Annotated in this window: 15 protein-coding genes; 10 read left to right on the top strand and 5 right to left on the bottom strand. The window is 38.3% G+C overall.

Annotated elements, in window-relative coordinates; translation table 11 throughout:
* Positions 1 to 185: 185 nt before the first annotated feature.
* The gene (aroG, locus tag QMF79_RS02950) at positions 186 to 1268 is read left to right on the top strand and encodes a 3-deoxy-7-phosphoheptulonate synthase AroG (RefSeq protein WP_281772706.1); all 1083 of its coding nucleotides are present in this window, start codon (positions 186 to 188) and stop codon (positions 1266 to 1268) included.
* A 105-nt stretch (positions 1269 to 1373) separates the two neighbouring features.
* Positions 1374 to 2069, top strand: coding sequence for a tRNA (adenosine(37)-N6)-threonylcarbamoyltransferase complex dimerization subunit type 1 TsaB (gene tsaB, locus QMF79_RS02945; RefSeq protein WP_281772705.1), 696 nt, complete (start codon positions 1374 to 1376; stop codon positions 2067 to 2069).
* Between the two features lie 29 nt (positions 2070 to 2098).
* On the opposite strand, the gene purK is transcribed toward tsaB, so the two are convergent.
* From purK to purE, 3 genes are read right to left on the bottom strand one after another with little or no spacing between them, the layout of a single operon-like run.
* Entirely contained in the window at positions 2099 to 3205 is a 1107-nt protein-coding gene (gene purK / locus QMF79_RS02940; protein WP_281772704.1) for a 5-(carboxyamino)imidazole ribonucleotide synthase, read from the bottom strand.
* A gap of 21 nt (positions 3206 to 3226) precedes the next feature.
* Positions 3227 to 4192: an asparaginase gene (locus QMF79_RS02935; RefSeq protein ID WP_281772703.1), complete on the bottom strand. Its 966-nt coding sequence runs from the start codon at positions 4190 to 4192 to the stop codon at positions 3227 to 3229.
* A gap of 2 nt (positions 4193 to 4194) precedes the next feature.
* Positions 4195 to 4692 carry a 5-(carboxyamino)imidazole ribonucleotide mutase gene (purE, locus tag QMF79_RS02930; RefSeq protein ID WP_281772702.1) on the bottom strand — a complete coding sequence of 166 codons (498 nt, stop codon included), beginning with the start codon at positions 4690 to 4692 and terminating at the stop codon, positions 4195 to 4197.
* Positions 4693 to 4895: 203 nt separating this feature from the next.
* Here purE and sspA point away from each other — a divergent pair, with 203 nt between their 5' ends.
* Together sspA and QMF79_RS02920 are read left to right on the top strand one after the other, a co-directional pair.
* Positions 4896 to 5540: a stringent starvation protein SspA gene (gene sspA, locus QMF79_RS02925; RefSeq protein WP_281772701.1), complete on the top strand. Its 645-nt coding sequence runs from the start codon at positions 4896 to 4898 to the stop codon at positions 5538 to 5540.
* On the top strand, positions 5540 to 5956 hold the full coding sequence (locus QMF79_RS02920; protein WP_119222878.1) for a ClpXP protease specificity-enhancing factor: 417 nt from the start codon (positions 5540 to 5542) through the stop codon (positions 5954 to 5956). Before sspA ends, QMF79_RS02920 begins: the two co-directional genes overlap by 1 nt.
* A 47-nt stretch (positions 5957 to 6003) precedes the next feature.
* Here the strand turns inward: QMF79_RS02920 and QMF79_RS02915 are convergent, their stop codons facing one another.
* Both QMF79_RS02915 and QMF79_RS02910 read right to left on the bottom strand, forming a co-directional pair.
* On the bottom strand, positions 6004 to 6657 hold the full coding sequence (locus tag QMF79_RS02915) for an NAD(P)H-dependent oxidoreductase (RefSeq protein WP_425591877.1): 654 nt from the start codon (positions 6655 to 6657) through the stop codon (positions 6004 to 6006).
* A gap of 145 nt (positions 6658 to 6802) precedes the next feature.
* Positions 6803 to 7153 carry a helix-turn-helix domain-containing protein gene (locus tag QMF79_RS02910; RefSeq protein WP_281772700.1) on the bottom strand — a complete coding sequence of 117 codons (351 nt, stop codon included), beginning with the start codon at positions 7151 to 7153 and terminating at the stop codon, positions 6803 to 6805.
* 147 nt (positions 7154 to 7300) lie between these two features.
* Between QMF79_RS02910 and QMF79_RS02905 the strand changes: the two genes are divergently transcribed.
* The 6 genes from QMF79_RS02905 to QMF79_RS02880 all read left to right on the top strand — a co-directional run bounded on the left by QMF79_RS02905 (position 7301) and on the right by QMF79_RS02880 (position 12812).
* Positions 7301 to 8086, top strand: a complete 786-nt coding sequence (locus tag QMF79_RS02905; RefSeq protein WP_281772699.1) for an ion transporter — start codon at positions 7301 to 7303, stop codon at positions 8084 to 8086.
* Between the two features lie 60 nt (positions 8087 to 8146).
* Entirely contained in the window at positions 8147 to 9037 is an 891-nt protein-coding gene (locus QMF79_RS02900; protein ID WP_281772698.1) for a helix-turn-helix transcriptional regulator, read from the top strand.
* 36 nt (positions 9038 to 9073) lie between these two features.
* Positions 9074 to 10258, top strand: a complete 1185-nt coding sequence (locus QMF79_RS02895) for a hypothetical protein (protein WP_281772697.1) — start codon at positions 9074 to 9076, stop codon at positions 10256 to 10258.
* A gap of 52 nt (positions 10259 to 10310) precedes the next feature.
* Entirely contained in the window at positions 10311 to 11804 is a 1494-nt protein-coding gene (locus QMF79_RS02890; RefSeq protein WP_281772696.1) for a hypothetical protein, read from the top strand.
* The gene (locus QMF79_RS02885) at positions 11785 to 12048 is read left to right on the top strand and encodes a YkgJ family cysteine cluster protein (RefSeq protein ID WP_281772695.1); all 264 of its coding nucleotides are present in this window, start codon (positions 11785 to 11787) and stop codon (positions 12046 to 12048) included. The genes QMF79_RS02890 and QMF79_RS02885 overlap by 20 nt, the downstream gene beginning before the upstream one ends.
* Positions 12049 to 12152: 104 nt before the next feature.
* Positions 12153 to 12812 (top strand): HEPN domain-containing protein, encoded by a 660-nt coding sequence (locus tag QMF79_RS02880; protein ID WP_281772694.1) that lies wholly within the window; start codon positions 12153 to 12155, stop codon positions 12810 to 12812.
* Positions 12813 to 12866: the final 54 nt, after the last annotated feature.

Genomic DNA, 12866 nt, shown 5'->3' with positions numbered 1-12866 from the left:
CGGCGATTTTTGCTGAGTATTTTGCAAAAAATCTTGTTAGAATCACCGCTTATTTATGCCACTTGTATAAATTTTACTAATCAAAGTAATTTTGTACTACTATAATAGTACAAAGTGTTTGACATTTTAATTTGATTACACTACCTTTATAGCCACTTACTCATAACACAACAAGAGAGAACACAATGTCTTACAAAAATGATGACCTTCGTATTAAAAATATTGAACAACTTTTACCACCGATTGCTTTATTAGAGCGTTTTCCTGCAAGCGATTTTGCAGCAGAAACAGTGGAAAAAACACGCCAAGCAATTCACAGAATTATTCACGGTGCAGATGATCGCTTATTAGTGGTGATTGGGCCTTGCTCGATCCACGACCCCAAAGCTGCACTTGAATATGCTGATCGAATTAAAACAATGCGTGCAAATCCAAAAATTAATCAAAATCTTGAAGTGGTGATGCGTGTGTATTTCGAAAAACCACGCACTACTGTGGGCTGGAAAGGCTTAATCAATGACCCATATTTGAACGAAACTTACGCATTAAACGATGGTTTGCGTTTAGGTCGTAAAGTACTTTCAGATATTAATGATTTAGGCGTGCCAGCAGCGGGTGAATTTTTGGATATGATCACGCCACAATATATGGCAGACTTTATGAGTTGGGGGGCAATTGGTGCTCGTACGACAGAATCACAAGTACACCGTGAATTAGCCTCTGGTTTATCTTGTGCAGTAGGTTTCAAAAATGGTACCAATGGCAGCGTAAAAATTGCATTAGATGCAATTGCTTCAGCAGAATCACCGCACCATTTCTTGTCGGTAACCAAATTTGGCCATTCAGCAATCGTCTCGACTGAAGGCAATCAGGATTGCCATATCATTTTACGTGGCGGGGAGAAAGGTACAAATTATGATGCAGAATCAGTTGCGGCAGTGTGTGCAGAGATCGAAAAATCAGGTCATCGTCCACACGTAATGGTGGATTTCAGCCACGCGAACAGCAGTAAGCAGTTCAAGCGCCAAATGGATGTGTGTGAAGATGTTTGCAAACAAATTGCTGGCGGTTCGGATTTAATTTCTGGCGTGATGATCGAAAGCCACTTAGTGGAAGGTCGCCAAGATCTGAAATCAGGTCAAACGCTTGAAGATTTAGTTTACGGACAAAGCATCACCGACGGTTGCATAAGCTGGGAAGATAGCGAAAAAGCACTATTCGCTTTAGCAGAAGCGGTTGAAGAGCGTCGTCGTAAACATCAAAAATAATCTTTAAAGCATTAAATCGTAAGGACGGAGTTTATCCCCGTCCTATTTTCATTTTATAAGGGCAGGGATAAGCCCCGCCCCTACGTACAAATTAGAGAGTTTAGAATGAATCATACCCTTCTCGCCTTAGATACTGCCACTGAAGCTTGTTCAGTGGCTTTGTTGCATCAAGGCAATATCACTTTTGAAGATGAACTTAGCCCAAGAACACACACGCAACGCATTTTACCGATGGTAGATGGTTTATTAAAAAATGCTCATCTTTCTATCAAAGAGTTGGATTATTTAGTCTTCGGTCGAGGCCCTGGCAGTTTTACAGGCGTACGTGTAGGCGTGGGGGTAGCTCAAGGTCTGGCACTGGGTGCAGAACTTGATGTTGTGCCGATTTCAAATCTGACCACAATGGCAGAGCAGGCTTATCAAGAGCTAGGTGCAACAGAAGTGATTGCCTTAATTGATGCCAGAATGAACGAGGTCTATTTTGCGCAATTAATTCGTACCGAAAACGGTTGGCTGGAGAAAGTAAAAGAGCAAGTTTGCTCGCCAGAACGTGCGTTAGAGCAGTTTCAATTAGATGACGAAAAGATTACCGTGGTGGGCACAGGTTGGGTTGCTTATCCGCAATTTGCCGAGCAGAATCTACCGCTTGTAATCAGTGAAATTACTTTGCCTTCAGCAAAATATATGCTTGCTTTAGCCGAACAAGAAATTGAGAAAGGCAATGTGAAATCAGTAGATGAAATTGAACCTGTTTATTTACGCAATGAAGTCACTTGGAAGAAGTTGCCGCATAAGCAGTAATAAAAAGCAGGCATTTGCCTGCTCTTTCTTTATACTCTCAATTTTTCAACTACCCAATCCAATCCAGAATTAAAATCTTCGGTAAGAGCAGGGCGGAGTTGTTCGAGTAATTTAATCAACTCTGCTTTATCTGGATGGGTGAGATTAATATGCCCCACTTTGCGACCCGCACGAACCTCTTTGCCATACCAATGCAGTTGTGAGAACGGTAAATTTAGCCATTCATTATTATGTTCAATGCCGATAAGATTTACCATTACACTTGGTACAGTGGTTTCGAGTTCTGGCGTTGGGAGATCTAATAGCGCTCTTAAATGCAATTCGAATTGAGAAATTGAACAGCCTAGTTGCGTCCAATGTCCACTATTATGAACGCGTGGAGCAAGTTCGTTGATGAGCAATTTATCACCTACTACAAAACATTCCATTGCCATTACACCGACATATTCTAGTTCTTGCATAATGCTGCCTAGCATTTGTTCGGCTTGTTGTTGGAAAATCACTTGTTTAGGCAGCGTAACATCTGACACGCTGTAACGCAAAATACTATTTTGTTGTAGGTTATGAGTAATAGGGTAGAAACGGGTTGAACCATCTCTAAATCTTGCTCCAACAATCGAAATCTCGCCATCGAACGGAATAAATTTCTCCGCAATCACTTCACCAAACAGATCTGGTGTGATTTGTTCGATATTTTCTTTGGTGACAATCCATTGTCCTCGTCCGTCGTAGCCACCAGTACGGCGTTTAACCACGACTTTTTCACCAATATTTTGGAAAACTTGCTCCCATTGATTAGGGCTTTCTAGTAATTGCCAAGGCGAAGTAGAAAGATGAAGCTGATCAAGTAATGATTTTTGCGTGAAACGATCGGCTAATCGCCCAAACACATTGAGGTTCACGAAGTTTTTGTGATTGCTAAGCAGCTGCGTTAGCGGTGTATCTGTCCAACGTTCGATTTCTGCGGTAATAATGCCGTTTTCTGCCAGTTCAAAGACAGGTGCATCAAAGGCGAGAGGGATAACATCAATATCCAGTGGTGCCCCCGCATAACGTAGCATTCTGCCTAATTGTCCGTTGCCAAGCACATAAATAGGAGGGTAGATTGTGCTTTGAGTTTGCATCGTTTTTTTCATAATCGTGAACCTAAATCAGAGTTAAAAATAGTGAGAAAGTGGTTTTTCGCGTTGTTGGTTGAGTAAAACCAACAATTTAATGCGTGCTTTTTGTCCGCTTAAACCTGTAGTAAAGATCACCCCTTGTTGCTTGAGTTCTTTACCTCCACCAAGATAGTCGTATACATCTTGAGTTACACCGTGGAAAGCTCGTGATACGAGCACCACAGGAATATTTGCTTCAAGTAATGCGTGCAAGCCTTTAAGTGAAGTTGGCGGAAGATTGCCCGCGCCTAAAGCTTCAATTACCACACCATCGCAGCCGTGATGGGCAAGCTGCTCGAGCAAAAAGCTATCCATTCCCGCATAGGCTTTAACTAATTGAATATTATTTTTGGTAATTTTTTGCACTGGGAAACTTTCGTAAGCGGTTAATTTTTGGAAATAGATTACGTTGTTTTTAGTAATCAATCCGCAAGGTCCAAAAGTAGGTGTTTGGAACGTTGCCACATTAGTGGTGTGCGTTTTGGTCACAAATTTTGCGTGATGGACTTCATCATTCATGACCACCAATACGCCTTTGCCTTTCGAATCCTCGCTTAATGCCACCAAAATAGCACTTTGCAAGTTAATTAACCCGTCTGAACCGAGTTCATTGCTTGAGCGCATTGCTCCAGTAATAGCAATAGGCACGTTGATATTGAGGGCTAAATCAAGAAAATAAGCTGTTTCTTCAAGCGTGTCTGTACCGTGAGTAATCACGATGCCATCGAAATGTTCTTCATTGGCTGCTTTTTCAATACGATATTTTAGTACAAGCCAGTGATCGAGCGTGATGTGTGGAGAAGGCACGTTAAAAACAGATTCTTGATGTAATTCAGCAGGGTGATTAAGGCGTTCTAACGCATCTAACAATGGATTACGAGCTGAAGGCGATACTTTACCATTTTCGCCTTCCTTCATCGAGATCGTACCGCCCGTGTGTAAAATGAGCAATCGTTTTGCCATATTTATTCTACTCGTGGATCAGGATTATTTAGCACGAGCTCAGTTTGAGCTTGGCGAAAAGCGTGGAGTTTTTGAGCAAGCTCAGGATTAAACGCAGCAAGAATTTGAACGGCTAATAAACCCGCATTAGCAGCACCTGCAGGGCCAATTGCTAGTGTACCAACGGGAATGCCTTTTGGCATTTGCACGATAGAGTAGAGGCTATCAACCCCACTTAGCGTAGAGCTTTTTACTGGCACACCAAGCACAGGTACAATCGTTTTCGCTGCAATCATCCCTGGTAAATGAGCCGCACCGCCAGCACCTGCAATAATCACTCTATAGCCATTTTTTTCTGCATTTTCCGCAAAAGTGAACAGTTTATCTGGCGTACGATGAGCAGAAACCACTTCAACGTGATAAGGTAACGAAAATTGGTCTAAAATTTGGGTTGCTTCGCTCATCGTTGCCCAGTCACTTTTAGAGCCCATAACAATGGCAATTTCAGCTTTATTAGTCATATTTTTTCTCTATTTGAATTAAAATTTTACGTAGGATACCACAAAAAGCAAACGGTTGCTTTGCTTTTTCAAGCGGTGAGATTTTATCGTCCTTTCCCCAAAAAGTACAAAAAATAAAACCTGTGATTTTATCAAGCTGTTATGCTACAATACGCTACTATTTTTAGCAGATTTAATGTGCTTGAATTATTGGAGAAAGATAAATGACGAGTAGTGCAAATAAACGTTCGGTAACCACCTTATTTTCAGAAAAAAGTGATATTTATAGCCACCAAGTTCGCATCGTGTTAGCAGAAAAAGCTGTGCCTTATGAAATTGAAAATATCACGCCAGATGCTATTTCGGAAGATTTAATGGAAGTAAATCCATACGGTAGCGTGCCGACATTGGTTGATCGCGATTTAGTATTATTCAATTCTCGCATCATTATGGAATATCTTGATGAGCGTTTTCCTCATCCGCCACTTTTACCTGTTTATCCCGTTTTACGTGCGAAATGCCGTTTAACCATGTTCCGTATTGAACAAGATTGGTATTCTTTAATTGATATCGTAAATAAAGATCCCGCTTCAGCCCAAGGTAAAAAAGCATTAGCTCAACTTCGTGAAGAGATTTTAGCATTAGCCCCTGTTTTTGATGCGATGCCTTATTTTATGAGTGAAGAGTTTGGTTTAGCTGATTGTTATATTGCCCCATTACTCTGGCGTATGGTTAACTTAGGCGTAGAATTTACTGGTCCTGCGGCAAAACCTGTGAAAAACTATATGAACCGCGTATTTAAACGCGATAGTTTTATGCAATCTGTGGGCGGTGCAGCCCCTAAACATTTAATGGATGATAAAGATTAATGAAACCATTACGCCCTTATATTTATTACGCTTATTACAGTTGGATTTGCGATAACAACAGCACTCCTTATTTGTTGGTTAATTGCGATTATCCTGATGTGGATGTACCGATTGAGTTTATCCGCGATGGAAAAATCATCTTAAACATTTCGCCACGTTCCATTGGTAATTATGTGGTAGATGATGAAGGCATTTCATTTAGTGCGAGATTTCAAGGAATGATTCGCGATTTGTACGTTCCATTTGGTGCAGCTGAAGCACTTTATGCTCAAGAAACAGGTGACGGCACAATGTTCCAAGAGGAAGAATATTACAGCGAAGAAAGTTATCTTGCTCGTACTGCTAAAAAATCGGAAGAAGAGAAACCGAAAAAAATCGTGAAGAAAAAACCAACACATTTGAAGTTGGTAAAATAAATAAGTAAAAAAGCGGTCATTTTTGACCGCTTTTCTGTACAATTTCCTTACTCAACCCACTCAATCACTTCTTCAGTAGGCTTGCGATATTTCTTCTTAATTTCTTTGGCACGATAACCAAAAGTAACCATACAAGAAACGCCCCATTCATTCGGATCGAATAACCCCTCTTCGGCTAGAATACGATTCACTTCAGGGTAACTAAATCCTTCAATTGGACAGGAATCAATGCCAATCAGTGCTGCCCCTGTCATCATATTACCTAATGCAATATAGGTCTGTTTACTACACCAATCAAACAAAGTCCGTTCGCTTTCTAACACTTGAATATCATCGGTTTGAAACGTTTTATAACGAGCAATCGTTGCGCTCATCTGTTCAGGCGTTAAGCCTCGTTTTTCAAGCGAAGTGCGGAAAAAGTCACTATCAAAACGGGCATTTTTCTTCGCTAAAATTACCACTAAATGGCTCATTTCATTCATTGGGTGTTTAATGCCCCACGAAACAGGTGCGATTTTCTCTCGAATTGTCACATTTTGTAGTACTAAAAATTTCCACGGCTCAGAACCTACCGAACTTGGCGAAAGACGACCTAATTCCAAAATATAGTCCATATCCTCACGGCTAATTTTGCGAATAGGATCGTAAGCACGGCACGCTGCACGAAAATGAAAAGCGTCTAAAACTTGTTGTTTGTTCATTGTATCAATTCCTTTATTACCAAAAGAGTAGCTGTATCATACACGCATATGATTGATTTGCCAAAAATAGTGGGAAAAATTGGGAATAGTGTTATCAATAGGAATGTAGAAGCCGAGAGATTACTTCCATGATGGGAAAGGCACGTTATAAATGGTGCATATGTTTCCACTTCAGCATACGTTCAATAAGGCTCAATAGCTCAAAACGTTCATTATCATCAAGGTTTGCAAGCATTCGTTCTAATTGGCGAGCTTGATCAGTTGGGCGATGGCTGGCATCAGTAACGAGATCAGCAATTTCACAATGAAAAATATCCGCGAGTTCTAACAAGCGAGTGATAGTCGGAGTTGTTGTGCCTCGTTCCATACGAGAAACTGCATCATTACCAATGCCTAAAATTTCAGCCAGTTGTGCTTGTGTTAACCCTGCGGCTTGGCGATATTTCGCAATGGATTGCCCAATGGTATAAATTAATTGTTGTCGTTTCTCTGACACAAGGATTCCCCCAAAAATTACAATGGAGAAATTATAAAAATTCAGTTTTTATCATAAAGGGCTGACTATACTTGCACTATACTTTTAAAGTATAATGCAAACGTTTTTCTGATTAAATAGATGGAAAGAGTGCGTATGATGAGGAAAATGATCGAGAAAATCGTTAAAAGCCATTATTTCTATAAATTTGTGTTAACCAGCATTGTGCTAAATTCTATTATTATTGGCATCGATCTCTCGCTTCCGACGGAAAGTCATTATCACTCCAGCTTAATCTTCTATGATAAAATTTTTTCCTATCTCTTTTTATTCGAGCTTGTACTGCGAATATATACCTATCGCCTCGCTTTCTTTAAAAGCGGGTGGAATATTTTTGACTTTATCATCATTGTTTCCAGCTCTCTTATTTTAGAAAGTGAAATCTTTTTCGTTTTTCGTACTTTTCGCATTGTGGAAGTACTTCGCCTTATTTCCATCATTCCCAAAATGCGAATGGTGTCTCAAGCCTTATTTAAAACTCTACCTTCCATGCTAGGAATTTGCATTTTATTGCTCAACCTGTATTACGTATATGCCATTATTGTCACCTATCTTTATGGCAAAGACTTTCCACATTGGTTCGGCTCCATTGGCGATAGTTTCTACACACTCTTTCAAATAATGACGTTTGAAAGCTGGTCAATGGGCATTGTTCGCTCTGTAATGGAGGTTCACCCTCACGCTTGGATTATTTTTGTGAGCTTTCTATTGATTGCTAGTTACATTATCTTAAATATTGCCATTGGTGTTATTGTGGACTGCGTAGGGGAAATTCGCGTTAAAGAAGAGAAAGATGAAGAAGCAGTATTATTAAACAAAATGCAATCACTTGAGCAAGAAATTATCGAACTTAAACAATTATTAAAAATAAAAATTACCAACGACAAAACCTGACGTACTTTTTTGAGAAAGATGTGTTAATTTATTGCCATTGACAACCAACAACGAATCCAAATGAAAAGAAGTCAACAACTGGCACAACGCCTAAGTCAAATTTTAGCCCGCTTAAATCAAGGTGAACGCCTTGATATAACTTTGCTTGCCGATGAATTTGGCTTATCGATCCGCACCCTCCAACGCGATATTAACGAACGCCTCAATTTCCTTGAATGGGAAGAAAAGGGCGGTCGTTTTTACAAAATAAATCAACAAAAATCCGGTTTCCTGACCGAAGAGGATATTAGCCGCTTCGCCTTATTCGCAAGCATTGCCGATTTATTCCCCAAAATAGATCGCGAGTTTTACCAAGAAAAACTCACCCAAAGCGTGCAAGTTAAAGGCTTTCAATATGAAGATATTAGTGGAAAAGAAAAAGAATTTGACGCACTAAATAATGCTATTAAAGAAAATTTAAACATTAGTTTTAAATACACTAAAAACAGTACACAAGAAACCAAATATTATCAAATCTCGCCTTATAGTTTATTAAATAAAAACGGCATCTGGTATTTAATCGGCACAGAAAATAATAAACAAAAAACTTTCTGTTTTACCCAAATTCACGATCTTCTTGTATTAAAAGAGCGGTTCATTCCGAATGAAAATTTACAAAACGAAATCCGCCAAAGCGATAGCCTCTACCACGGAAACCAACTTGCAGAAATTATTATTAAAGTAGAAAGCACCGTCAGCCATTATTTCTTACGACGAAATTTACTGCCTAACCAAAAACTGGTGCATAAATTAGACGACGGTGGCTTGTTACTTTCTTGTGAAAATGTGAATGAGCAGGAAATTGTGCCGTTAGTGCAGTATTGGGTGCCACATTTGACGATTGTCAGTCCTGCGGAGTTGCAAGAAAAGATGAATGAAAATTTGAAATTATATCTAACGAAACTGAAGTAACAATTTTATTAACACTAAGCTATATAGGAGATAATCATGGCTTTACCATTTATTATTGCAGGAGCTGCTATTGCAGCAGGGGCATTTGGCGTTAAAAAAGGCGTAGATGCGAAGAATGATTTAGATGATGCAGAGCGTTATCAGCGTTGGGCTAAGCAAGAAGCTGAAGAGGCTAATAATAAGCTAGAAAGCCAAAAATCAGATACTCAATCTAGTTTAGAAAACTATGGGAAAACTAAAAAATTGGGAATTGAACATATCAACTTGTTTGATTCTTTAATTTGTTATCCTGGTGGTGAACGCAAAGGTTCTCAATTAGCTATCGGTCGAAATATGGCTGAAAAATTAGGACGTATTGTGATTACTAAGGAAGAAGAAATCCAAATTCTTAAAAAACTTCATCTTATTGATCAAAATATGAGCATTAAAGATGCTGAAAATAGAATTAGAGCTGAACGTGTTGATATGGCAAAAATGACAAATGCTTTAACGTCTGCAGTAACAGGTTCTTTAGCTGGCTTAGCCGCGAGTGGTGGGGCGTATTTAGGCGTGGGAGCATTAGCAACAGCATCCACAGGTACTGCAATTAGTGGCTTATCTGGTGCAGCGGCAACTAATGCTACATTAGCGTGGCTTGGTGGTGGTTCTTTAGCTTCTGGAGGTTTGGGTATGGCTGGCGGAATGGCAGTAATGGGAGGTTTAGTGGCTGGTCCTTTACTTGCGATTGGTGGTTCAATCTTTGCTTCTAAAGCCGCAGAGAAAAAAGAAGAAGCCTATGAAAACTGGAAGAAAGTAGAAGCAGCTGCGGAAAAATTAAAAGTTGTCGTAAGTAAATTAAATGCGATTGCTAAATATACCAGAGAATGTAATTCAACTTTTAAAGCATTAGATGAATATTGGGCTAATGAACAATTAGTTAAATTGCAGGGAATTGCTTCTCGTGATGTTCGTTTTAAAGATTTATCTGATAATGAAAAAACAATTGTTTATGCTAACTATGAACTTCGATATGTATTGAATGGGCTGGTTTATGAACCAACAATGAATGAAACAGGAGACGATGTTCTATCCTCTTCAAAACGCGAAGCATTCCAAAGAGCTAATAAGACAGAATATACAGAATTGTATGAAGAAGAAGTTGAGCCAGAATCTTCATTCGCCTCTACTTTTTTTAAAGCTTTTGGACTTAAGAAAAAAATTATTTTAGCTAGAAATAAATAATAGAATAAATAGAAGAGGTATATGCCTCTTCTATTTTATATTGGATAGTATCATGAATGATTTATTAGAATTTAATCAAAAACCATTAGATAGCTTACTTAAAGATGAAAATAAAGATTTAAGTCGATTAGAGGATATTATTAAAAGAGAACAATACTCTTCATTTAATGAGATATTGTTAGCTCACAACGTTACCTTAGATAAAATTTCCCAAAGAGAGAAAGAGCTTAATCAACGTCTAGCTCAAATTGAAGCAGATCTAAAAATTAATAACGAATGTGATAAGTGGGATTATATCTTTGCAACATCGGCGGGCGTGATAGCAGGGCTTATTGATTCTTTTTGTGTAGGCTCACCAACTGATTCTAAATGGCTGAAAATGTCGGATAATGCAACTAATTCATTAGTAGAACGATTTGCAAAATTAAATGGTTGGAATGGTCCAAAAGGTAACTCTGATCCGACTAAAAGTGCGATTGGATTTTTGGAAAGAAATTTCAAAGTTAATTATGATCATCAGCATGGAAGTTTAGTAAATGATTTTATGTCGATGTCAGCAAGTAACCATCATTTAAAATCATTAGCCCATTCGCCTAGTCCATTAGGATTGATTTTCTCTTTATTAGATCAATTCAGAGGAACGGCAACTTTTATTGATAATGGACAACTAATAACCGTTACTGCAGAAAGTCAGTTACAAGGTTCAAACTTTGTAAGTAAACTGTTCTGTGGATTTACTAACTGGATTGGGCATTTAATGTCTGATATTGCTGGCTCTTCGGGAGCAAGTGGGCGTGGCAGTGGTATTCCTATACCATTTTATGAATTATTACAAACATTAAATGTAGGTAGCTTTGATTATAATGGTGAGAAAAAGCACTTTGCAGATATTGCTGTTAAGGTATTTGAGAAAGGTTATGACCTACGGTTTGGAGCGGTACAAAGTATTCCTGTCTTATTAGTTGAATTATTTATCCGTATTTTCTGCATCCTTAGACATCGTTATCAATATAATCGAGAATGGAAAGATTGTTTACAATTCTTAAATTTCGATAAGAATGCTCGTTTACGTAAAATGTTATTAGTTGGGCAAGGCACATTATGCCTAGTTGATGCTGGCGATGCGTTTATTCGTAGTGGATTTGCAGCAAACTGGGTTGAGTTTTTTAGTCGAATGAATTTTGTGGCATGGATGCGTTTTTCTTATTTAGGACTAATACATTTATGTTCTATCCTAAGAAATGATATAGAAATTCAACGCTATAAACTTCGAGCAAAAGAATTTGATTTATATGTTGATGATGTTAGAAATATTGTTGATACATTCTTAGTTGAGCATAATAGAAAAGTGACTAAATTCTTTCTTGAACGAAGAAAAGAATTAGATTCATTGATGAGTTCTATAGAAATAGCATCTAAAAACAATGATCATCTTCAAGTTGCTGAATCAGTTAGAAAAATTGGAGAGATGTATAATATTAAAGGCAGTGGAATCTCCTTTGAAGAATTTGCCTCATTAGATGACGATGATGACGACTATTACTAAGTCTTTCCCTTGCACAGCCTGCGGCAAATGCTGTCAAAACGTAGATAAAAGTGAGCAAACAAAATTTCTAGATCGCGGAGATGGCACTTGTTACCATTTTGATGAGAACACTAAATTATGTTTAATCTATGAAAATAGACCGCTTGTTTGTCGAGTAGAGCAATATTATCAAACCTATTTAAAAGAAATTTATGAATGGGAAGAATTTGTTAAACTTAATTTAGAAATCTGCCAAAAGCTATAAAATCATGCCCCAAAACCGATCCAAGCGGTCGGTTTGCTTTTAAAATTTACAAACTTGCCAATCTGTACCATAATAGCCTAATTTTGACTATATTGGAGCCTATTATGTCACTGACAGAACAATTAGAAAATTTAAACGATTACTACAAAGAAAATCGTGATACTTTTAACGATAACTTTCGCCTAAAAATGCACCGTACATTGAGCTGGTTAAAAAAAGCCAATGAAGAAGAAAATTTGGATTTCAAATTTATCGCCCTTTGGATTGCCTTTAATGCAGCGTATGCTGATGAGTTAAATAAAGAAGAGGTTGAACGTAAGGTGTTTCACCAGTTTATTACACGCCTTTGCGAATTGGATACCGAACGTTTGCTTTATGGGATTATTTGGGATGAATTTCCCGGTGCAGTAAGAACATTGTTGGACACGCCTTACACATTCCAGCCATTTTGGGATGCACATAATGGCTTGCTAGCAGGCAAAGAGTGGAAAACAATGTTTGCGGCTGCAAAGAAAAAAGCAAATTTTGCATTTGAAGAGCAAGAAACAGCAGAGGTGTTAGAAGTTGTCTTTGGGCATTTATATACGCTCAGAAATCAGCTTATACATGGTGGTTCAACTTATGAAAGCCGTGCGAACCGTAAACAATTGGAAGATGCCTGTGCGTTGCTTTCCTTATTTGTGCCTGCGATGGTAAAAATTATGCTGCGTAATGATGATGAGCCTACTTGGGGTAAGCCGTATTATCCTTATGTTCAACAATAACAATAAAGTCGGTAGAGTATTTAACTCTATCGACTTTTTTCTTTTAGCATTTAC

Origin of the sequence: Pseudohaemophilus parahaemolyticus, assembly GCF_938021905.1 — a bacterium.
Lineage (GTDB): Bacteria > Pseudomonadota > Gammaproteobacteria > Enterobacterales > Pasteurellaceae > Haemophilus_A > Haemophilus_A parahaemolyticus_B.
This window is presented reverse-complemented; position numbering and strand designations above follow the sequence as displayed.